The sequence below is a fragment of the Streptomyces sp. NPDC001351 genome, assembly GCF_042896045.1.
Classification (GTDB): Bacteria; Actinomycetota; Actinomycetes; order Streptomycetales; family Streptomycetaceae; genus Streptomyces.
Window position 1 is genome coordinate 38,571 of the sequence record NZ_JBIAWS010000022.1, and the last position, 19,979, is coordinate 58,549.

A 19,979-nucleotide genomic window follows, 5' to 3' on the forward strand; every position below is an offset into this window, starting at 1 on the left:
CCGGGAAGCCTACCGGGTCAGCCTGCCGAGGCGCCGTCCCACAGGTCGCACTGGTGTTCCTGATGGACAGTGGTGCTCAGGGTGTTTCCGCCCTTGGACGCGGTCTTCAGGGACAGGACCACGCCCGGGCCCGCGGGCATCGGGGGCTGTCCCGCGGCCCGCGGCACACCGTCCCGTACGAAGGATCCCCAGTACTGGACCATCTGCCGGGACAACGCCTTCTGCTCGGCGTTCAGCGGGCTCTCCAGTCCGAAGTGCTTGAAGAGGTACTGGACCTCGTTGACGTGCGTCGCGCCGAAGTCGAAGTCCGTGTGCAGATTGCGCAGGGAGGCGAAGGGTGGGGAGGTGCGGTCGGCGAACTCGTACGAGTAGACCGGACCGCGGGTGGCGAGCAGCCCGTCGAGCCGCAGCGCCGGGCAGCTGAACAGGACGTCGCCCAGTGCGGTGGCGTAGCCGATGGTCGGCGTCGGGAAGGCCGACAGCGGATAGCGCTGCAGTGCCTGCTCGCCGAAGTCGTTCCGCATGACCTGCGGATACTGCTCGGCGGTGAGCGGTGTGCCCTTCAGGTCGAAGCTGGAGAAGGCGAACAGCCGGCCCTCGTCCTCGTTCGAGCCGTTGATCACGGGCACCCGGGCCGCGGTTCCCCTCGCGACGGCCTGTTCGGGCTGGACGGGCAGGAAGGCGCCCCCGACCACCGGGTTCCAGTCGAATGCGCCCTGCGCCTCGAGGATGTCACGGGCGGATTTGCCGCGCAGACAGGCCACGGTGGTGCAGCCGAGCTTCTTGGCGAAGTCGGCTCCCTGGGCCACCGCGTCCTGGTGGGTGCGGGCGGTGCAGTCGTCGTAGGCGCCGCTCTCGATGATCGCGCCGCGGAACAGGCCCCTGGCCGTGGGGGAGGCCAGCTGGGTGCAGACCGAGCGGCCGCCCGCCGACTCGCCCGCGATGGTGACGCGTCCCGGATCGCCGCCGAAGCGGCCGATGTTGGCGCGCACCCAGCGCAGCGCGGCCTGCTGGTCGAGCATGCCGAAGTTGCCGGAGACCCCGTCGTGCGTGTCGCCGTCGAGACCGGACGTGGCGAGGAAACCCATCGCGCCGAGGCGGTAGTTGACCGTCACGACGACCGTTCCGGTCTGCCGCGCGAAGGCGTCGGGGACGACGTCCTGGCCGGCGCCGGCGGTCAGTCCGCCGCCGTGGAACCAGACCAGGACCGAGCGTCCGGCGGAGCCGTGGGGGACGTACACATTGAGGTCGAGACAGTCCTCGGTGTACGAGGGATGCTCGTAGCCCGGGTCCCAACTCGATGTCTGTACGCACTTGTTGCCGAAGTCCTGGGCGGAACGCACCCCTTGCCAGGGCCGTACGGCGTGCGGCTCGCGCCAGCGGAGCCTGCCGACCGGCGGCTGGGCGTACGGGATGCCGAGGAACTGCCGTCCCTGGGCTGTGGTTTCGCCGCGCACCAGACCCGCGTCGGTGCGGACGACCGGGTCGCCTCCCGAGGGTGCGGCCTGCGCCGGGAAGGGTGCGACAAGGGCCGCCGCGAGGGCCGTCAGGCCGATGACGATGCGTCGTATCACGTGCCCACCTCCAAGTTCGCACGCAACCGGAGATCACGCGAGGACGCCCCGACCCACAGCGTGCGCCGGCCGGTCCCGAGCACCCAATCGTGACGCTTCGGATCCCATGAGGACAATGTGCGCGCGGTGACTTCCACGGCGATCCGCCGCCGCTCCCCCGCCCGCAGGGTCAGCCGCCGGTAACCGCCCAACACCCGTACCGCCTGGTCGAGTCGGAGGTCCGGCGAGGGTCCGACGTACACCTGCGGCACGGCGACGCCCTCGCGCCGGCCGGTGTTGCGGACGGTGAAGGACACCTCGATGCCGTCTTTCGTGCGGCGGGCCCGCAGGTCCTCGTACGAGAAGGAGGTGTACGACAGCCCGTGCCCGAAGGGGAACAGCGGCCGCACTCCTTCGGCGTCGTACCAGCGGTAGCCGGTGTGGATGCCCTCGGAGTACTCCTCGGTGCCGTCCACGCCCGGGTAGCGGCGCGGGTCGCCGGCGACCGGGTGGTGGTCGTCGTCGACGGGGAAGGACTGAGTGAGGCGGCCGCCGGGGTCGCACTCGCCGTACAGCACTGCGGCGGTGGCGGCCGCGCCCTCCTGGCCCGGGTAGTACATCTGGAGCACGGCGCCGGTGCGCCGCAGCCAGGGCATCGAGGTCGAGGACGAGGTGTTGAGGACGACCGTGGTGCGCGGATTGGCCGCGGTGACGGCCTCGATCAGCTGCCGCTGGTGGCCGGGGAGGGCGATCGTGGTGCGGTCCTGGCCCTCGGTGGCGTCCTCGTAGGCGAAGAGGACGACGTCCCGTGCGGCGCGGGCGGCCTTGACGGCCTCGGCGACGTCCTGCGCGCGGGTCGCGCCGGTGCTGCGCCGCAGCCGGAACAGCAGACCGTCGGCTCCGCCCTGCGCGGTGATCTTCAGCGTGTGGGCGCCCTTGGCGAGGGTGAGGGTCTTGCGGCGCACGGACAATCCGTCGGGAGCGGCCGAGACCAGGCCGCCGGTGAAGAACTCGCCGTAGCCCGAGGCCTGCGGGAACAGTTCCGTGCCGTCGAGGAGGACCTTGGGGCGGGCCGTGGGCGCGGACGAGAAGTGCAGGACGAAGGTCCACTCGTCGTTCTCGGGGACGGTGAGCGTCCCGTCGTACGTCCAGACCTTGCCGGCGTCCACCCCCTGCCCCTCGCTGTCGAAGGCGGGGCTCAGCGCGGACGCCGGGACCGGCTTGCCGAACAGATCCTCGCCGAGGGCGTAAGTGACCTTCCCCGCCCGGGACTTGATGGCGTCCAGCGGACTGTCGGCGTGGTCCGGCACGACGTGTGCGCTGCCGCCACCGCTGACGAAGGGCAGGGTGCCGGTCGGGCCGATCACCGCGACGGTGCCGCCCCGGGCCAGGGGCAGCGTGTGGCGCTCGTTGCGCAGGAGTGTCGCGCCCGCCTTGGCGACCTCCAGCGCCAGGGCGGCTCCCGCCGGTGCGTCGCGGTCCGGGCGCGGCGGGGCACTGCCGTCGAGGAGGCCGAAGCGGTCCATGACGGTGAGGATGCGGCGTACGGAACGGTCGACGTAGCGCTCGGGGACGCTGCCGCTTTGGACGGCCGACTTGAGCGCCGTGCCGAAGTGGGTGCCGTCGGGCATCTCCATGTCGAGGCCGGCGGTGATCGCCGCGACGGTGCTGTGCGCGGCGAACCAGTCGGTCATCACCCAGCCGTCAAAGCCCCACCGGTCGCGCAGGATGTCCGTGAGCAGGGTCTTGTTCTCGCAGGAGAACGTGCCGTTGACCTTGTTGTAGGCGCCCATCACCGCGCCGACTCCGGCGCCGACGGCCGCCTCGAAGCCGCGCAGTTCGATCTCGTGCATGGTCTGCTCGTCGACGCGCACGTCGATCGACATGCGGTCCTTCTCCTGGTTGTTCAGCGCGTAGTGCTTGACGGTGGCGATGAGACCCTCGCCCTGGATGCCCCCGATCTCGGCGGCGACCATGCCGGAGGCGAGCAGCGGGTCCTCACTGAAGGTCTCGAAGTTGCGGCCCGCGTACGGGGTGCGGATCAGGTTGACCATCGGGGAGAGCAGGACGTCCTGGCCGAGGGCGCGGCCCTCGCGTCCGATGACCTGTCCGTAGCGGCGGGCCAGGTCCGGGTCGAAGGCGGAGGCCAGCAGGACGGGGGCGGGCAGGGCGGTGGCGCGCCGGGTGACGCGGACTCCGGCGGGACCGTCGGCGAGCCGGAGCGAGGGGATGCCGAGGCGCTCGACAGCGGGGATGTAACCCGCCTGGCCGAGCGACTTCGCGTCGGTGGCGCCGTGCAGGAGGGAGAGCTTCTCGTCGAGGGTGAGCTTGCCGATCAGGCCTTCGACGCGGGAGCCGGCCCCCGCCTCTGGTCTGTCCAGTGCGTGCGCTGGGGGTGTGAGACCGCTGGTGGCCGCCGCGGCGACGGCGATCGAGCCGCCCAGCAGACGTAGTGCGGATCTCCGCGAGACAGTGTCGGTCATGGGCCGTCACTCCTTCGGTGTGCGGGCACGACGATGTGAACCGCAGGCACGCCCGGCGGCCCCGACTGCGTTCGGCATCTGAACGCAGTCTGCTTCAGGACCGACCTGACACCCCGTAGGGCACCGTGGGCGCGGCGGGAAAACTATGACCGCTAGTGACTCGTGTCAATGAAGCGAACAAGAATCACTCTGATGTCGACAAGAAACGAAGCTGGGACCGCTCCGAAGGGGCGGCCCCAGATGAGTTGTATGTCCCTGTATCAGCGTTGATCAGTGCAGGGCGGCCCCGAGCTTTGCGGCCATGCCTGCGACGGAGGTGACCGTGCCCAGCGCGTCGGCCGGGAGCGTGCGCACCCGGTCGAGGGGCGCCGGCGGCCGGGAGGGTCCGGTTTCCTTGTCGACCTGGGCGAACCGCTCCTCGTACTGCCCGTCGTAGGGTTCGGCCTCGGGCTTCCGCTCCGGCACCTGGGAGCCGGGCGGCCGCGGCGCGCGACTGGAAGAGCCCTGGCCGGCGGAGCGACCGCTCTCCTGCGCTCCGCCCTGCTGCTCCGTGCGGCCGGTGCCGTCGATGCCGGCTTCAAGCGTCCACCGCTGCCCGTCGGAACCGTCCCGCGCGGTGACGACGACGTCCGCCCGCTTGCCCGGTGCGACGAGCAGTCCCTTGCCGCCGCGCAGCAGGAGCTCCCCACGGACCGTGAGGTCGTAGCGCACCGCGCCCGCGTGCGCCACGCAGTCGGCCAGGGTCACCGAGTTCCTGTCGGCGTCGGAGTCGAGGCACAGGGCGGGAGCGGCGGCGCTGCGCAGCAGACCGTCGTCCTGGTACGACCACTGCTGGGACCCGGACGTGGAGCAGGCCGCGAGTACGGCCGCGGCACCGGGCCTGGGCCTGCCGCCCTCGACGTCGAGGCAGAGTCCGGCCTTCGGGTTGCGGAGCCTGCCGCGTCCGACCTCGACGGGCTGCCCCGCGGAGGCGGGCGAGGGCGAGCCGGCCGACGAGGCGTCGCCCGGGCGGGGCGTGGGGTGCAGGGTGCTGCTGCTGGGTGCTCCCCAGGTGACGCCGGAGCCCGGGACGGCGTTGTCGTCGGACCAGCCCTTGCTGACGAGCACCGTGGCGAGCAGGGCGAGCGTCGTCAGACCGACACCCACGACGACGGCCTTGGTGTGCTTGCGCGGCGAGTCGGGCCGGTGCCGCCCGCCACCGGTACGCGCGCCGCCGCGGCCGGGCGTGAACGCCAGGTCTCCGCCGCGGCCGGGGCGGGAGTCGAGATAGCGCCGGGCGCCCCAGCCGAGCACGGTCTCCGCGAGCAGCACCTCCAGGCCGCCCTCGAAATGACTGAGTTGTTCGGCGGCGTGGCGGCAGTACCGGCACTCCATCAGATGCTGCTGGACATCCGGGAGCAGGGCACCGCCACGGCGGATCGGGACGTCGAGGAGGCGGTTGTAGAAGCGGCATTCCCTACCGGGTGCGAGTTCCCGGTGGGCGCGCACACAGCCCACCCGGAATTGCTCGCGCGCCTGCTCCAGAGCGGCCGACGCGGTGGGCGCATCCACTCCCAACAGACCAGCCGGTACGGTTATGGGTTCGGCCTCGACCTCCGAGTGCCACAGCAGACATTGCGAGGCTCCCGGAAGGGCCCGGAATGCCCGCTCGGCGATATGCCGTCTTTCGGGCGTCGCGGACCGCGCGGCACGCAGTCCGCGCCCGCCGGTCGGTTTGCGGAGTTCCGGCAGAAGAGCGGAAATACCGTCATCCGCGGCCCACTCCTTGACGGTGTCCCGTACGGCCGTGAGGAGCTGGGGCCGCAGGGCGCCGCCGCCCGGCCGGCCCAACACCCGGTGGAACGCGGCGGCCGCGGCCATTGATGCCGGACTCTCCCCGGAGGCAAGACATATGACTGCGTAGTCGTACGTGGCCCGCCAGTGCCGGGCCAGCAGCAGCGCGCCCGCACGGGCGCCCGCTGCGCCCGCGCCCAGCTGCGCGATGAGGTTGCGGTCGGACTCGGCGGACCCCGATCCGGGACGGGGCGGGTACGGCGGTCGTGGGGGGTGGGGGGATTGCACTGAACCATTTCCTTCCAAGCCGCAGGACGGTAGGCGGATTTCGCGTCCATAGGAAAGCAGGCGCCTCTTTGGTGCATACCTATGTCGGGTCAGGTTCTGGGACCGCTACAGGGCCGTTCACTTTCGCACAATTGACGTACGGGAAACAAGGAGTTCAAGTGACGAAAGTTCAAAACGCGGCAACTTCAGATAAGTTACCGGCGGTATCCGCACCGGCATTCGAAACAACCGTAGGGCGGCCGGCGAGTTGTGCACACCCCCGGGCGCTTGGTACACGAAACCTCCACTGCCGGGCCGACGCACAGCGGGATCCCATGTTTCTCTCTGCCGGCTCTCATCCGCGTACGCCAGCATGAGCCGCATGATCGTCCCCCACGCCACTTCCCCCCGTGCGGTCACCAAGGCCGTGGTTCCCGCCGCCGGCCTCGGCACCCGTTTCCTGCCCGCGACCAAGGCGACCCCCAAGGAGATGCTGCCGGTGGTCGACAAGCCGGCCATCCAGTACGTCGTCGAGGAGGCCGCCGCGGCCGGGCTCGACGACGTCCTCATGGTCACCGGACGCCACAAGCGCGCCATCGAGGACCACTTCGACAGCGCCTTCGAACTGGAGCAGGCTCTCGCCGCCAAGGGCGACGCGGTACGTCTGGACGCGGTGCGCGATCCCGCCCGCCTGGCCAGCATCCACCACATCCGCCAGGGCGAGCCGCTCGGCCTCGGCCATGCCGTCCTGTGTGCCCGCCGCCACGTCGGCGACCAGCCCTTCGCCGTCCTGCTCGGTGACGACCTGATCGACCCCCGCGAAACCCTCCTCAGCCGCATGCTCGACGTGCGGGACCGGCACGCGGGCAGCGTCATCGCCCTCATGGAGGTCCCGCCGGAGCAGATCCACCTCTACGGCTGCGCCGCGGTCGAGGCGACCGGCGAGGACGGCGTGGTCCGTGTCACCGGCCTGGTCGAGAAGCCGTCCCACCAGGACGCACCCAGCAGCTACGCGGTCATCGGCCGCTACGTCCTCGACCCGGCCGTCTTCAGCACCCTGGAGCGCACCCCACCCGGCCGCGGCGGCGAGATCCAGCTCACCGACGCCCTGCAGGAACTGGCCTCGAGCGGCACGGTGCACGGCGTCGTCTTCGACGGACTGCGCTACGACACCGGCGACAAGGCCGACTATCTGCGCACCGTGGTCCGCCTCGCCTGCGACCGCGACGACCTCGGTCCCGAATTCACCGCCTGGCTCAAGGAGTTCGTCGCCGGGCTGGAGGAAGGCACCGGCCCCGGACGCCGTCCGCTGGCGGCCTGAGACCGCGTGCCCTCGGGTGCTGTGACCTCAGCGGTCTCGCCGCGGGTCACCGCACCTGACGCGCACTAGGCCCGGGGCGAGGCGCCTCCGGGCCCAGTGCGCAGTCAGCGCTCAGCCGTTGGGACGCAACGTCCACACCACGGTCATCTCGCCGGTGACGGCACCGTCCGCGCGCCGGATCTCGATCGACACCGGGAACTCGGGCCGCTCCCCGGCATCCAGCTCCGCGACGACATCGGCCACCGGGCGACCGAGAGTCGCGGTGGCGGTGACCGCTCCCATCGCGAGCTTCTTGTACGCGATCTCGGCGCGCACCGCGAGCGGCACGGCCCGCGCGAGCTGCTCCCCGAAGGCGGCCAGCACGATCGACCCGCTCGCGGTCTCACCGAGGGTGAACATCGCGCCGGCGTGCGGCCCGCCGACGTGGTTGTGGTACTCACCCTGGTCCGGCAGGGCCACCACGGCCTTCTCGGGCGTGGTCTCCAGGAACTGGAGGTTCAGGGTCCGGGCCATCGGCACCGTCGCGGCGAGCATCTCGCCGATCGACATCTGGTCTGCGCTCATGTCGGGCATGTTACCCACGAGTAGCCTTCGCTGACCAGAGGGCTGCTTCAGCGGCGGTGGCCCGCGTGCCGAACGTGCGCAGCGCGCGGCGGAGCACCAGATCAGGGGGGGGGCGGTTCCGCCGAGTCCCCTGGACGGTTCAGCCGATGCCGAACGCCCCGTCGGGGGGCTCGGGCGACGGAACGGCGTCCTCGTCCCGCACCGGGCGCGCGCCCGCGATGAAGTCGTGGATTCCCTGCCCGTGCTCGACCCGTGCGGGAAAGGCGTCGGCTGCCATGAGCCGGGCCAGGGCGGCCGTGTCGACGGGGTGGTGAGCGGCGACGAGTACGGCGTTGCCGAAGCGCCGCCCGCGCAGGACGGCCGGTTCGGCGATCACCACCAGGTTCTGGAACTCCGTTGCGAAGGTGGCGAGTTGGGAACGGAGAAACGCGAAGGGCGCCGCGTCGGCGAGGTTGGCCAGGTAGACGCCCCCGTCGCGCAGCACCCGGGCGGCCTCGCGGGCGTAGGCGACGGAGGTGAGGTGTGCCGGGACGCGGGAGCCTCCGAAGACATCGGCGATGAGCACGTCCGCCGAGTCCGCGGCGGCCGCCTCCAGCCAGGTGCGGGCGTCGGCGGTGTGCAGGGTGACGGCCGAGCCGTCCGGGAGCGGCAGGTGCTCCAGGACCAGTTCCAGCAGGGCGCGGTCCGCCTCGACGACGTCCTGTCGTGAGCCGGGCCGGGTCGCGGCCAGATACCGGGGCAGGGTGAGCGCGCCCCCGCCGAGGTGCAGCACGTCCAGCGGGCTGCCCGGTCCGGCGACGGTGTCGAGGACGTGCCCGAGCCGTCGTGCGTACTCGAACTCCAGGTGTGCCGGCTCGTCCAGATCCACATACGACTGCGGCGCCCCGTCGACCGTCAGCAGCCAGGCCCGCTTCCGGTCGACGTCGGGCATCAGCTTGGCGGTGCCGTGATCGACGTCTCGGGTCACGGGTATCGGCTCGTCCACGGGTCCATTGTGCCGGGAGCGGGAGCCGCGGGCGTGCGGTCCGGGCTCGTGGGTTCAGGTGCTCCAGACCTGCGCCACCTGTCTCGCGTGCTCCTTCGCCTGTGCCAGTCCCGCCCGTGCCGAGGCCGCCCGGACCGCGGGGTCCAGCGCGTTGGGCCCGATCGCCTCCTTCGCGGCCGCCGAGGGTGTCACGACCGCGACCCGGGTGCCCTGCTCGGCGAGCCGTCTGCCCTGGTCGGCCACCGAGGCGACGGGGCCGCCGCCCGAGGCGATGGGGGCCAGGACGACGACGCGTTCGTATCCGCTCGCCAGGTGGGCGTTGGCCGGTGAGTACACCCCGCCGTCCGTCCAGCGGCGGCCCTCGATCGGCCAGGCCGGCCACACGCCCGGCACCGCGCAGCTCGCGGCGACGGCGTCCGCCAGGGGCACGCCGCTGTTCTTGTCGAACACCCGGAGCGCCCCGGTCCCCGTGTCCACGGCGGTGATCCGGAGCGGACCGTCCGGCCATCCAGGAGACACCAGCCGGCTCTCGATCGCCGCCCGGCGGGCCGCTTCGGAGGGTGTCCGCGCGCGCAGCGCCATCCGGCCGAGCTTGCGGCCGTACGCCTCGGGTGTGCGTGAGGTGAGCGTGGCCCAGACGAAGCGGGCGATCACACCGGCGCCCATGCGTGCGGGTATCTCACCTTCGGGTTCGGCCAGTTGACGCTCGTACAGCTCCTGCACTGTGCGCACCGCCAGGAGCTGGGCGGCCACCGCCGACCCTGCCGACGTACCGAACACCGCGTCGGCGTTCCCGAGATCGACGCCCGCCTCGGACAGTCCGTACACCATCCCGGCCAGCCACCCGATGCCGCCGACGCCCCCGCCGCCGAGTACCAACGCCCTGCCCGCCATGGTCTCCCCCGTCTCTCCACGACCCACGACTGCGTATGCGATCAAGTCTTGCGCACGGCACTGACAATCGGCTCCGAACGGCCGCCTGTGCGGCGCCCGCCCCTGAGGAGGCGGGCGCCGCACAGGCTCAGCCGACCGACGTCACCGTCCCCGCGCCGACCGTGCGGCCGCCCTCGCGGATCGCGAAGCCGAACCGGCCTCGCCAACACAGCGGCGCCCAGCGCCGGACAACCGGGCACACAGCGCCCGCCCCCGAAGAAGCGAGCGCCGTGCACATTTCAACCGACCGACGTCACCGTCCCCGCGCCGACCGTGCGGCCGCCCTCGCGGATCGCGAAGCCGAGTCCCGGCTCCAGCGGCACGTCACGGCCGAGTTCGACCGTCATGGTCACGGTGTCGCCGGGCCGGGCGAGGGCTGCCTGGCCGAGGTCGACGTCGCCGACCACGTCCGCGGTGCGGATGTAGAACTGCGGCCGATAGCCGCTCGACACCGGGGTCGAACGCCCGCCCTCGCGCGTCGACAGGATGTACACGCGCGCGGAGAAGCGGCGGCTCGGCGCCACGCTGCCGGGCGCCGCCACGACGTGTCCGCGCCGGACCGCGTCCCGCGGGACCCCGCGCAGCAACAGCGCCACGTTGTCGCCTGCCTGCGCCTCCTCCATGGGCTTGCCGAAGGTCTCCAGGCCGGTGACGACGCTCTCCAGCCCGGCGCCGAGCACTTCGACCCGGTCGCCCAGGCGGACGACACCGCGCTCGACCGCACCCGTCACCACCGTCCCCCGGCCGGTGATGGTGAGGACGTTCTCCACAGGCATCAGGAACGGCGCGTCCAAGTACCGCTCGGGCATGGGCACATAGGTGTCCACGGCGTCGAGCAGCGCCTCGATGGACGCCGTCCACCGCGGGTCGCCCTCCAGGGCCTTCAGCCCCGAGACCCGTACGACGGGCACGGCGTCGCCGCCGTAACCCTGCGCGGTGAGCAGTTCGCGCACCTCCAGTTCCACGAGGTCGGTGAGCTCCTCGTCGCCCGCGTCGGCCTTGTTGAGAGCGACGACGATGTGGTCGACGCCCACCTGCCGGGCAAGCAGGACGTGTTCGGCGGTCTGCGGCATGATCCCGTCGAGCGCGGAGACGACGAGGATCGCCCCGTCGAGCTGCGCGGCGCCGGTGACCATGTTCTTGACGTAGTCGGCGTGGCCCGGCATGTCCACGTGCGCGTAGTGCCGGGTGTCGGTCTCGTACTCGACGTGCGCGATGTTGATGGTGATGCCGCGGGCGGCCTCCTCCGGGGCGCGGTCGATGCGGTCGAACGGCACGAAGGTGCCGGTGCCGCGCTCGGCCAGCACCTTGGTGATGGCGGCAGTCAGGGTTGTCTTGCCGTGGTCGACGTGGCCCATGGTGCCGATGTTGAGATGCGGTTTGGTGCGCACGTACGCCGTCTTGGGCATGGCGATACCTCGAAGCCTCTTCGTAGGAGAGATGGGGACCCCAAGGACTCGCCGACCCTCCCCCTGCGGGGTCCGCCGGACGATCCGGAGAGGGTCAGCTTCGGGCGCCGTCGACTGCGGCGACGAGAGTGGGAACGGCAGCCTTCGGGGCATCCGCGACTGCGGATGCTGCGAGGTGGAAGGCGTACCGGAACATGACGCCGATCATTGCCGACGCGTTGCCCGGCGTCGAATGATTTTTCAGGTCACACGAGTTCGGGTGCCGCTCCGGTTCAGGGCCCGATGTTCTTCAGTGCCTCCCGCACCGACAGCGGCGCGAACCGGCTGCGTTCCCGGGCCAGGAAGGCCCGTACGGCCTCCGGGTCGGTCTTGGCGTACTCGCGCAGGCACCAGCCGATGGCCTTGCGGATGAAGAAGTCGGGGTGCCCGGACTGGCGCAGGCAGTAGGCGAAGAGCCGCTCGGTGTCGGTGCGTTCCTTGTAGCGCAGCTGGTGGAGCAGCGCGGTGCGTGCGATCCACAGGTCGTCGTCCGCGATCCAGGCGTCCATGTCCGCCGTGAGCCGGGGGTCGGCCGCGACCAGCGCACCCACGACATGGGCGGCGAGCGCGTCGACGGTGTCCCACCAGGGGACGGTGGCGACGAGGTGCCGGGCCACCGGCAGAAAGCCGGAGGTGCACACGCGCGCGTGGCGGCGCAGGAAGTCGACGGCGAAGTAGTGGTACTCCCGCTCGGGCAACTGCCAGCAGCGCAGGGCGATCGCCGTGCAGTCGCCCTCGTCGGGCCGCGGCAGGCCCGCGACGACGGCGCGGGACAGGGTCCGGCGCAGGGGGGTGCCGAGGCCCAGGAAGGGGGCCACGTCCTTCATGTACGCGCGCATGGACTCGGCGCGCTCCGGGTCGGCCGCGGCGGCGTAGGTGGCGGTGAGCCGCTCCAGCACGGTGTCGGCGAGTGTGCTGAACGGCACATGCGGTATGGCCTCACCTGTGACGCTCATGGGACGAACCATACGGCGATCACACACATGCGTCGGTTAGTGTCACCGGATGCTCGATGCCACCACCCGCTCTGGGGGCACCGCCACGGCCTCTCCCCGGGCCGCCGCCACGGAGCTCGCTGTCGCCGTACCACCGCCGAGCCTCGGCGCGCGCTGCACGCGCGTGCTGCTCTCGCCGTGGTCGCGGCTGACGCTGCTCGTCGTCCTGCTCGCCAGTGCCGCCGGTGCCGTGCTGCTCTTCCAGCCACAGCGGATGCTGGCGAACGGCTGGCCGCCGCAGCTCGGCGGGGCAGCGGCGGCCATGGTGTTCGCGGCGGCGTACGGCCTGTGCACCGTGGCGTTCGTGCCGCGGCCGCTGCTGAACCTCGGGGCGGGCGCACTCTTCGGCTCCCAGCTGGGGACCGGGACGGCCCTCGTGGGTACGGTGCTCGGCGCCGGGGTCGCCTTCGGGCTGGGCCGGCTGCTGGGGCAGGACGCGCTGCGCCCGCTGCTGCGGGGCCGGCTGCTGAAGGCGGCGGACGGGCAGCTCAGCCGGCACGGGTTCCGTTCGATGATGGCGGCCCGGCTGTTCCCCGGCGTGCCGTTCTGGGCTGCGAACTACTGCGCCGCCGTCTCCCGCATGGGCTGGGTGCCGTTCGTGCTCGCGACCGCGCTCGGCTCGGTGCCGAACACCGCCGCGTACGCCGTCGCCGGTGCCCGTGCCTCCGCGCCGACGTCCCCCGCCTTCCTGATCGCCATGGCCTGTATCGCCGTACCGGCGCTGGCGGCCGCGGTGGTGGCCTGGCGCAAGCGGCACCAGCTGCGCGGTCGCTGACGGCCCGCTAGACGCCTTCCAGGATCATCGCGTTGGCGAGTCCGCCCGCCTCGCACATCGTCTGCAGGGCGTAGCGTGCGCCACGCGCGCGCATGGCGTGCACGAGGGTGGTCGTCAGACGGGTGCCGCTGGCCCCGAGCGGGTGGCCGATCGCGATCGCGCCGCCGTGCACGTTGACCTTGGCGAGATCGGCGCCGGTCTCCTGCTGCCAGGCCAGGACGACGCTGGAGAACGCCTCGTTGACCTCGAACAGGTCGATGTCGTCGAGGGTCAGGCCGGCCCTGCGCAGCACCTTCTCGGTCGCCGGTATGACGCCCGTGAGCATCAGCAGCGGGTCGGAGCCGGTGACGGCGAAGCTGTGCAGCCGGGCGAGCGGGCGCAGGCCGAGGCGGGCCGCGGTCTCGCTGGAGGTGATCAGCACGGCGGAGGCGCCGTCGTTGATGGGGCTGGCGTTGCCCGCGGTGACGTTCCACTCGATCTGCGGGAAGCGCTCGGCGAAGGCCGGGTCGTGGTAGGCGGGCTTGAGGCCGGCGAGGATCTCGGTGGTGCTGCCCGGCCGTACGCACTCGTCGCGCGTGACCCCCTCCAGGGGCGCGACCTCGCTGTCGAAGAGCCCGCCGGCCCAGGATTCGGCGGCCTTGCGGTGCGAAGAGACGGCGAAGGCGTCCATCTGGTCGCGGGTGATCGACCACTTGGCGGCGATGAGTTCGGCGCTGATGCCCTGGGGGACCAGGCCCTCCGGGTAGCGCTCGGCGACGCCGGGGCCGAAGGGGTCCTTGCCGGGCGGCACGTTCGACCACATCGGCACCCGGCTCATCGACTCCACACCGCAGGCGACGACGAGGTCGTAGGCGCCCGAGATGACGCCCTGCGCGGCGAAGTGCACGGCCTGCTGGGAGGAGCCGCACTGGCGGTCCACCGTGGTCGCCGGGACGGTCTCCGGGAAGCCCGCCGACAGCACGGCGTAGCGAGTGGTGTTCATGGCCTGCTCGCCGACCTGGTCGACGGTGCCGCCGATGACGTCGTCGATCAGTGCCGGGTCGACGCCGGAGCGGTCGACGAGGGTGCGCAGGGTGTGGGCGAGGAGCTCCACGGGGTGGACGTGCGCGAGGGAGCCGCCCGGCTTGCCCTTGCCGATCGGGGTGCGTACGGCTTCGACGATGACTGCGTCACGCATGTGTCTGCCTCCACGGCGGATCGACGGGAACTACTCGTGAGTAGGAAATCCAAACTCACCATAACTCCGAAGGTTGGAAAAACAAACCCTCCCCTAGACTGGGCGTCATGGCCGCCACCAAAGACCCGCGCCCCTGCTCCATCGCCGACACCCTGGCGCTGGTGGGCGAGAAGTACTCCCTGCTCGTCGTGCGCGAGGTGTGCCTGGGCAACGGGCGCTTCGACCAGCTGGTGCGCAACATCGGCGCCCCGCGCGACGTCCTGGCCGCCCGTCTGCGGCGCCTCGTGGACGCCGGGATCCTGACGAAGCGCGCCTACAGCGAACGGCCGCAGCGCTTCGAGTACCGGCCCACCCAGGCGGGGCTCGAACTGGAGCCGGTTCTGATGACCCTCAAGGAGTGGGGCGACCGCCACCTGCGCAACGGGGTCGGCCTCCCCATGGTGGTCGAGCACATCTGCGGCAACGAACTCGTCCCGGTCGTCACCTGCCAGGCCTGCGGAGAGCCGGTGCACCACGAGGACCTCACCGCCCACCCGCAGGCAGAGGGGTGGACGGTGAAGGGGCCGTCGGCGGCCTGACCCGGAGAAACCAGGATCGGCGAGCGCCCTCGCCCCGCGTCTGGCGATGTCGCGGCAGATCCGGCCCGCCCGGGCGCGGGGCGATCTATGATCCGAGGCGCCCGATCCCTCTGCCGCGCCGCCACAGTGCGTGCCGCCCCGCCAGAAATAGGTCTCCCACTGTGAACAGTCCGGTCGGCACGACGAACAGCCCTGTCATGAACGCACCATGGCTGCTCGCCCGCTTCTCGCAAGCCGCCATAGCCGCGGCAGCCGTCGCGGACGTCTTCCGGGCACTGGCCCTCAGAGCTCATGATCTGCGCCCCACGAACGCGTCGCTGAACGAGTTCGGCTTCAGATCGATGGTGTTCGTGAACGTCATGACCGCGGCGGTCGTGCTCTTCCTGGTGTGGTTCAGCCGCTGCCGGCGAAACGCACGGGTGCTTTCTCCGGGGGCCGCCTCGCAACCCGGCGTGTGGGCCGTCGTGGCCTGGCTGATACCGGTGGTCAACCTGTGGGTTCCGCGCGGACTCGTCCTGGAGGTCCAGCGGGCGAGCAGCCCCGGCACGACGGAGAAGGGCCGCGACGAGGTCCTGGTGAACGTCTGGTGGGCGGCCTGGGCCGGGCACACCGTGATCGCCATGGCATCCCGGTTCGGGGGCGGGACCTGGCCCCTGCTGGTGGTGACGGAGGCGCTCAACCTGGCCGCGGCCGTGCTCGCGGTGTTCGTGATCCAGCGCATCACCGCACTGCAGAGCGCAGCGCTCAGCGCCGCGTCACCCACACCTGTTGCAGCGCGGTGAGGCGGAGCAGTCCCAAGGCGGCACGGCCTAGTCGGCCCGGTACACGTCCAACCACCCGCACATCCCGAACTTCCCCTGCGCCGAAGGCAGTTCAGCCCTGACGACGGCCCCCGCGAGGTGGCCGACGTCGCCCTTTTCCAGGCGGTCGAGTTGCTCCCCCGTGGCTGCGGCGGCCGCCTGTGCGCCCTGTCGCCAGCGCTCGCGCCACTCGGCGAGCCGGGGGCGTACCAGCGCCGCGGCGGCGCGATGGAAGGCGGCCAGCGCCTCGGGGCCGTCCGCGTCGCGCAGGGCCCGGTAGCCCTCCAGGGCGAGGTCCCGGCGGGTGCGGGCGAACCGCTCCTGTTCCTCCTCCGGCACATCCGCCGGAATCCTGGTCGCGGCGGCGTACGTCTCCGCGTCGCTCAGGTACCGCGGCGGCAGCGTCAGGACCGCGTCGCCCGCCTCCGGCAGGCCGCTGTTCTGCATCAGCACCGTGATGCGCAGGTCGTCCTCGTTGACCAGGCGGTGGATGGTGCCCGGGGTGAACCAGGCGACCGTGCCGGGTACGAGGGGCGTGACCTCGTACCCGGACGTCGTGAGGGTCTGCACCGCACCCCGGCCGCCGGTGACGACATACGCCTCCGAACAGCTCAGGTGCATATGGGGAGTTCCGCCGCAGACACCGTCGACGGCCGGCCAGTCGTAGACGGACAGGTGCGAGACGGCGACCGAGCCCGGCAGTCCCGCGAACTCCCCTGTGCTCACCACGGATGCGCCTCCAGGTACTTGGTGATCTCCTCCCGCTCCCACGATCCGTCGGCCACCACGATCCGGTAGCGGCGGGTGAGGGTGTCGCCGGGAGCGAGCTCCAGCTCGTCGTAGAACGCCCAGGACGGGGCGACGGCGGCGAACGGCTCGTTGCGTACGAACCAGTGGGCGGGGTGGGTGCCCCGCTCGCCCAGGTGGTCGTTCTCGGGGGCGTGCGCGAAGACGAGGGTCGCGTGCCCGTCGCTGCCGTCGTGTTCGCCCAAGAAGGCGAGCCACGGAGACTGCTCGCCCATCAGGCCGGGGCCCTCGGCGTCGGGGCCGATGATCCGGCCGTCGCGGAAGGCGCGCGGGCCGCGCCAGAACAGGCCGGTGTACCCGGCCATCTCACGTCCCGCGGTGGTCGGGCTGCCGAAGCGCAGCGGCTCGTCCCGGCGGTTGGTGACGGCGCTGGTCCAGGTCAGCGCCCAGGAGCCGGACTCCGCGTCGACGTCGTGGATCTCGACACGACGCTCCTCGTCGGCCCACAGCTCCCCGCTGTACGGGTGCCAGGTCAGCCGTTCCGCGATCACCGCGCGGTCGTCGTGCACCGCCACCTCGTCGAAGGCGACGTGCGCCATCGAGCCGACACGTTCGGGCAGTTCGAGGTAGCCCTCGCCGTGGACGTAGGAGTTGCCGCCCCAGAGGTTGGCACCCGACAGGTGCGAGGCCGTCAGCTGCAGCCCCTTGTGCCAGCGGTGGTCGTTGGGCCGGTAGTCGGTGACCACGTCGCCCGCCAGGGTGCGCAGCGGGTGGATGTACGGCTTCGGGGACTCCCAGGCCGCTTCCGGGGCGTAGACGTAGCTCAACAGCTCGACGCCGCCGGACCGTTCGGTGATCGTGATGCGGTCGCCGTGGGCGTGCACGACGCACAACCCGGTCATGCGGACACCTCCTGGGCCGCCACGGGAGCGACGGGTGCCCAGCCGGGCGCTCCGCCGTGCATCGCCGTGTGGAACGCGTCGCCGGGACCGATCTCGCCGGCCCGCACCGTGGTGTCCGTGAACGCCGCCTTGTAGATCGCGGCGATGAGCTCCAGGCTGGTGCGCCCGTCGGCGCCGCTGCTGCGCGGGCGCTCCCCCGCGCGCATGCTCGCGACCAGCTCCCGCAGCTGCTCCAGGTGCGAGCTGGGTACGTCCGCGCCGAAGTCCTGCCAGGCGGCGGCCTCCTCGCCGGACACGCCGGGGGCCGGGGTGATGCGCCAGTTCGCGTTGGAGTGACCGTAGAGGTGGGTGAGCTCGACCGTGGCGCGCTCGCAGTCGATGCGGATGCGGCTGACCTCGTCGGGGCTCAGGACGCTGTTGACGACCGTCGCCATCGCGCCGTTCTCGAAGCGGATCAGGGCGGTGGAGACGTCCTCGGTCTCCACGTCGTGCACCAAGCGCCCCGCCATCGCTCGCACCTCGCGCCACGGGCCGAGCAGGTCCAGCAGGAGGTCCATCTGGTGGATGCCGTGGCCCATGGCGGGGCCGCCGCCCTCGGTCGCCCAGCGGCCGCGCCAGGGCACCGCGTAGTAGGCGGTGTCGCGGTACCACGTGGTCTGGCAGTGTGCGACGAGCGGCCGGCCCATGGCCTGCGCGGCGAGCAGCCGCCGTACGTGCCGGGAACCCGAGCCGAAGCGGTGCTGGAAGACGATCGAGGCATACGGGCCGCCGTCCTTGCCCTCCTCGGCCTCCACCGCGTCGTAGTCGGCGAGCGTCGGCACCGGCGGCTTCTCGCACCACACCCACGCTCCGGCGCGCAGGGCGGCGATGGTCTGCTCGCGGTGCAGCGTCGGCGGGGTGCAGATGCTCACCAGGTCGGGGCGCTGCTCGCGCAGCATCTGCTCCAGGTCGGTGTAGGCGTGCGGGATCCCGGTCGCCCGGCAGAACTCCTCGACCGCGGTGGCATCGATGTCGACGGCGGCGACGACCTCCGTCTCGCCCTCCTCGGCGAGCCTGGCCAGGGCGGGCAGGTGCGAGCCCCGCCCGATGGCGCCGGTGCCGATGACGGCGGCCCGGATGCGCCGGCCGGCGAGCGGGGCGACGGGGGCCTGGGACGTCCCGGGATGGGTCTCGGACGTGGACATGGACCTGATCAGCACTCCTCCGGGAAACGACAAGCTACGAGGAGGAGCAGCGTCAGCAAGCGCTTTCTCCTCCCAGAAACGTAAGCTCCGCCCCCGCACCCGGTCAACCACCCGGAAGCCAACGCCGCCCGCTGCCCCCGAAACCCCCTGTGCGGGGCCTGACGGCGCCGGAGGTTAGGCTGCCCTGCACACCCGTGATCACGACGCCCGCCGGCGTGACGCCCCGTCGCGCCTGCCACGATCAGCACTTGGACGCCGTATCTCCATGTCTTGGTTTGAATCCCTCGTCCTCGGACTAGTCCAGGGGCTGACCGAGTTCCTGCCCGTCTCCTCCAGCGCGCATCTGCGGCTGACCGCCGCCTTCTCCGGCTGGAAGGACCCCGGTGCGGCCTTCACGGCGATCACGCAGATCGGCACGGAGTCCGCCGTGCTGATCTACTTCCGCAGGGACATCGGGCGGATCGTCTCGGCCTGGTCGCGCTCGCTGGTGAACAAGGAGATGCGCCGCGACCACGACGCGCAGACGGGCTGGCTGGTGATCGTCGGCTCGATCCCGATCGGCGTGCTCGGGCTGCTGTTCAAGGACCAGATCGAGGGGCCGTTCCGCGATCTGCGGATCACCGCGACGATGCTGATCGTCGTCGGTGTGGTGATCGGCATCGCCGACCGGCTCGCGGCGCGCGACGAGACGGGCGGCCGCCACCGGGCGCCCAAGCAGCGCAAGACGCTTGAGAACCTGGGCGTCAAGGACGGCCTCGTCTACGGCCTGTGCCAGTCGGCAGCACTCATCCCGGGCGTCTCCCGCTCCGGAGCCACCATCAGCGGCGGCCTGTTCATGGGCTACAAACGCGAGGCCGCGGCCCGCTACTCCTTCCTCCTCGCCATTCCCGCGGTGCTGGCCTCCGGCCTGTTCGAGACCAAGGACGCGCTGGAGAGCGGCCATGTCTCCTGGGGCCCGACGCTGTTCGCGACGGTGATCGCCTTCGCGTCCGGGTACGCCGTCATCGCCTGGTTCATGAAGTTCATCTCGACCAGGAGCTTCATGCCCTTCGTCTGGTACCGCATCGCGCTGGGCATCGTCATCATCGCCCTGGTCGGCGCGGGCGCCCTGAGCCCGCACGCGGCGGAGTCGGCGGGCTGACCAGGGCCCGGCCCTCCGGCGGGAGCGCGGACCTCAACGCTCCGCCGCGCTACGGAAGTTGCAGCTCCGGGCGGCGCCGCGAAAATCCGTGACCAATGACATACGGCATGGGTAGCCGTCCGGTAGCGCAGTGTCAGTGCTTGCCCCTAGGCTTGTGCGCATGTCCCCCCATTCCTCAATCCCTGGTTCCGTGCGTTCCGCCGCCGAGGTCAACGAGCAGATCCGTGCGCTGTGGATGCGCGCGGGCGGCTCCCTGTCGGCCCAGGAGCGCGCGGAGTACGAGCTGTTGGTGGTCGAGTGGGCGGCGGCGATCCAGAGCGACGTCATCGAGGCGGCCTGAAGAGGGCGCCCTC

The 19,979-nt window shown here is 71.6% G+C and carries 18 protein-coding genes; 6 read left to right on the forward strand and 12 right to left on the reverse strand.

Features of this window, described 5'->3' with window-relative positions; all coding sequences use genetic code 11:
- Positions 1–17: 17 nt before the first annotated feature.
- From ACFY1U_RS46860 to ACFY1U_RS46870, 3 genes are all read right to left on the reverse strand, one after another.
- The gene (locus ACFY1U_RS46860; protein ID WP_390700208.1) at positions 18–1,574 is read right to left on the reverse strand and encodes a carboxylesterase/lipase family protein; all 1,557 of its coding nucleotides are present in this window, start codon (positions 1,572–1,574) and stop codon (positions 18–20) included.
- The gene (locus tag ACFY1U_RS46865; RefSeq protein WP_390700209.1) at positions 1,571–4,036 is read right to left on the reverse strand and encodes a beta-glucosidase; all 2,466 of its coding nucleotides are present in this window, start codon (positions 4,034–4,036) and stop codon (positions 1,571–1,573) included. Before ACFY1U_RS46865 ends, ACFY1U_RS46860 begins: the two co-directional genes overlap by 4 nt.
- Before the next feature lie 270 nt (positions 4,037–4,306).
- The gene (locus ACFY1U_RS46870) at positions 4,307–6,097 is read right to left on the reverse strand and encodes an RICIN domain-containing protein (protein WP_390700210.1); all 1,791 of its coding nucleotides are present in this window, start codon (positions 6,095–6,097) and stop codon (positions 4,307–4,309) included.
- A 361-nt stretch (positions 6,098–6,458) separates the two neighbouring features.
- Between ACFY1U_RS46870 and galU the strand changes: the two genes are divergently transcribed.
- Positions 6,459–7,397, forward strand: coding sequence for a UTP--glucose-1-phosphate uridylyltransferase GalU (gene galU / locus ACFY1U_RS46875; protein WP_390700211.1), 939 nt, complete (start codon positions 6,459–6,461; stop codon positions 7,395–7,397).
- A 111-nt stretch (positions 7,398–7,508) separates the two neighbouring features.
- Here galU and ACFY1U_RS46880 read toward each other — a convergent pair whose 3' ends face one another.
- From ACFY1U_RS46880 to ACFY1U_RS46900, 5 genes are all read right to left on the reverse strand, one after another.
- Entirely contained in the window at positions 7,509–7,961 is a 453-nt protein-coding gene (locus ACFY1U_RS46880; RefSeq protein ID WP_389080645.1) for a DUF4442 domain-containing protein, read from the reverse strand.
- 139 nt (positions 7,962–8,100) lie between these two features.
- Positions 8,101–8,946 carry a spermidine synthase gene (locus ACFY1U_RS46885; RefSeq protein WP_390700212.1) on the reverse strand — a complete coding sequence of 282 codons (846 nt, stop codon included), beginning with the start codon at positions 8,944–8,946 and terminating at the stop codon, positions 8,101–8,103.
- 54 nt (positions 8,947–9,000) lie between these two features.
- Complete coding sequence (locus ACFY1U_RS46890; protein ID WP_390700298.1) at positions 9,001–9,840, reverse strand: patatin-like phospholipase family protein; 840 nt, start codon at positions 9,838–9,840, stop codon at positions 9,001–9,003.
- A gap of 278 nt (positions 9,841–10,118) precedes the next feature.
- The gene (tuf, locus tag ACFY1U_RS46895; RefSeq protein ID WP_390700213.1) at positions 10,119–11,288 is read right to left on the reverse strand and encodes an elongation factor Tu; all 1,170 of its coding nucleotides are present in this window, start codon (positions 11,286–11,288) and stop codon (positions 10,119–10,121) included.
- 272 nt (positions 11,289–11,560) lie between these two features.
- Positions 11,561–12,283, reverse strand: coding sequence for a DNA alkylation repair protein (locus ACFY1U_RS46900; RefSeq protein ID WP_390700214.1), 723 nt, complete (start codon positions 12,281–12,283; stop codon positions 11,561–11,563).
- A 49-nt stretch (positions 12,284–12,332) separates the two neighbouring features.
- On the opposite strand from ACFY1U_RS46900, the gene ACFY1U_RS46905 reads away from it, so the two are divergent.
- On the forward strand, positions 12,333–13,097 hold the full coding sequence (locus tag ACFY1U_RS46905; RefSeq protein ID WP_390700215.1) for a TVP38/TMEM64 family protein: 765 nt from the start codon (positions 12,333–12,335) through the stop codon (positions 13,095–13,097).
- Between the two features lie 7 nt (positions 13,098–13,104).
- Here ACFY1U_RS46905 and ACFY1U_RS46910 read toward each other — a convergent pair whose 3' ends face one another.
- Positions 13,105–14,274: a thiolase family protein gene (locus ACFY1U_RS46910; protein WP_390700216.1), complete on the reverse strand. Its 1,170-nt coding sequence runs from the start codon at positions 14,272–14,274 to the stop codon at positions 13,105–13,107.
- A gap of 107 nt (positions 14,275–14,381) precedes the next feature.
- Here ACFY1U_RS46910 and ACFY1U_RS46915 point away from each other — a divergent pair, with 107 nt between their 5' ends.
- Together ACFY1U_RS46915 and ACFY1U_RS46920 are read left to right on the forward strand one after the other, a co-directional pair.
- The gene (locus ACFY1U_RS46915) at positions 14,382–14,852 is read left to right on the forward strand and encodes a winged helix-turn-helix transcriptional regulator (RefSeq protein WP_390700217.1); all 471 of its coding nucleotides are present in this window, start codon (positions 14,382–14,384) and stop codon (positions 14,850–14,852) included.
- 197 nt (positions 14,853–15,049) lie between these two features.
- Positions 15,050–15,634: a DUF4328 domain-containing protein gene (locus ACFY1U_RS46920; RefSeq protein ID WP_390700218.1), complete on the forward strand. Its 585-nt coding sequence runs from the start codon at positions 15,050–15,052 to the stop codon at positions 15,632–15,634.
- Positions 15,635–15,661: 27 nt separating this feature from the next.
- Here the strand turns inward: ACFY1U_RS46920 and ACFY1U_RS46925 are convergent, their stop codons facing one another.
- The 3 genes from ACFY1U_RS46925 to ACFY1U_RS46935 are packed head-to-tail and all read right to left on the reverse strand — an operon-like array spanning position 15,662 to position 18,485.
- The gene (locus ACFY1U_RS46925) at positions 15,662–16,381 is read right to left on the reverse strand and encodes a cupin domain-containing protein (RefSeq protein ID WP_390700219.1); all 720 of its coding nucleotides are present in this window, start codon (positions 16,379–16,381) and stop codon (positions 15,662–15,664) included.
- Positions 16,375–17,301, reverse strand: a complete 927-nt coding sequence (locus ACFY1U_RS46930; RefSeq protein ID WP_390700220.1) for a PmoA family protein — start codon at positions 17,299–17,301, stop codon at positions 16,375–16,377. The genes ACFY1U_RS46925 and ACFY1U_RS46930 overlap by 7 nt, the downstream gene beginning before the upstream one ends.
- Positions 17,298–18,485, reverse strand: coding sequence for a Gfo/Idh/MocA family protein (locus ACFY1U_RS46935; RefSeq protein ID WP_390700221.1), 1,188 nt, complete (start codon positions 18,483–18,485; stop codon positions 17,298–17,300). Before ACFY1U_RS46935 ends, ACFY1U_RS46930 begins: the two co-directional genes overlap by 4 nt.
- A gap of 265 nt (positions 18,486–18,750) precedes the next feature.
- Between ACFY1U_RS46935 and ACFY1U_RS46940 the strand changes: the two genes are divergently transcribed.
- Both ACFY1U_RS46940 and ACFY1U_RS46945 read left to right on the forward strand, forming a co-directional pair.
- A complete protein-coding gene (locus ACFY1U_RS46940) occupies positions 18,751–19,626 on the forward strand; it encodes an undecaprenyl-diphosphate phosphatase (RefSeq protein ID WP_390700222.1) in 876 nt (291 codons plus the stop codon).
- 160 nt (positions 19,627–19,786) lie between these two features.
- The gene (locus ACFY1U_RS46945) at positions 19,787–19,966 is read left to right on the forward strand and encodes a hypothetical protein (RefSeq protein WP_390700223.1); all 180 of its coding nucleotides are present in this window, start codon (positions 19,787–19,789) and stop codon (positions 19,964–19,966) included.
- The last annotated feature ends 13 nt before the right edge of the window (positions 19,967–19,979 follow it).

Excerpts from the sequence above, each read along its gene's own strand:
- ACFY1U_RS46865 (WP_390700209.1), bottom strand. The coding sequence starts at position 4,036 with ATGACCGACACTGTCTCGCGGAGATCCGCACTACGTCTGCTGGGCGGC.
- galU (WP_390700211.1), top strand. The coding sequence starts at position 6,459 with ATGATCGTCCCCCACGCCACTTCCCCCCGTGCGGTCACCAAGGCCGTG.
- ACFY1U_RS46880 (WP_389080645.1), bottom strand. The coding sequence starts at position 7,961 with ATGAGCGCAGACCAGATGTCGATCGGCGAGATGCTCGCCGCGACGGTG.
- ACFY1U_RS46890 (WP_390700298.1), bottom strand. The coding sequence starts at position 9,840 with ATGGCGGGCAGGGCGTTGGTACTCGGCGGCGGGGGCGTCGGCGGCATC.
- tuf (WP_390700213.1), bottom strand. The coding sequence starts at position 11,288 with ATGCCCAAGACGGCGTACGTGCGCACCAAACCGCATCTCAACATCGGC.
- ACFY1U_RS46900 (WP_390700214.1), bottom strand. The coding sequence starts at position 12,283 with ATGAGCGTCACAGGTGAGGCCATACCGCATGTGCCGTTCAGCACACTC.
- ACFY1U_RS46905 (WP_390700215.1), top strand. The coding sequence starts at position 12,333 with ATGCTCGATGCCACCACCCGCTCTGGGGGCACCGCCACGGCCTCTCCC.
- ACFY1U_RS46910 (WP_390700216.1), bottom strand. The coding sequence starts at position 14,274 with ATGCGTGACGCAGTCATCGTCGAAGCCGTACGCACCCCGATCGGCAAG.
- ACFY1U_RS46915 (WP_390700217.1), top strand. The coding sequence starts at position 14,382 with ATGGCCGCCACCAAAGACCCGCGCCCCTGCTCCATCGCCGACACCCTG.
- ACFY1U_RS46920 (WP_390700218.1), top strand. The coding sequence starts at position 15,050 with ATGAACGCACCATGGCTGCTCGCCCGCTTCTCGCAAGCCGCCATAGCC.
- ACFY1U_RS46930 (WP_390700220.1), bottom strand. The coding sequence starts at position 17,301 with ATGACCGGGTTGTGCGTCGTGCACGCCCACGGCGACCGCATCACGATC.
- ACFY1U_RS46935 (WP_390700221.1), bottom strand. The coding sequence starts at position 18,485 with ATGTCCACGTCCGAGACCCATCCCGGGACGTCCCAGGCCCCCGTCGCC.
- ACFY1U_RS46940 (WP_390700222.1), top strand. The coding sequence starts at position 18,751 with ATGTCTTGGTTTGAATCCCTCGTCCTCGGACTAGTCCAGGGGCTGACC.
- ACFY1U_RS46945 (WP_390700223.1), top strand. The coding sequence starts at position 19,787 with ATGTCCCCCCATTCCTCAATCCCTGGTTCCGTGCGTTCCGCCGCCGAG.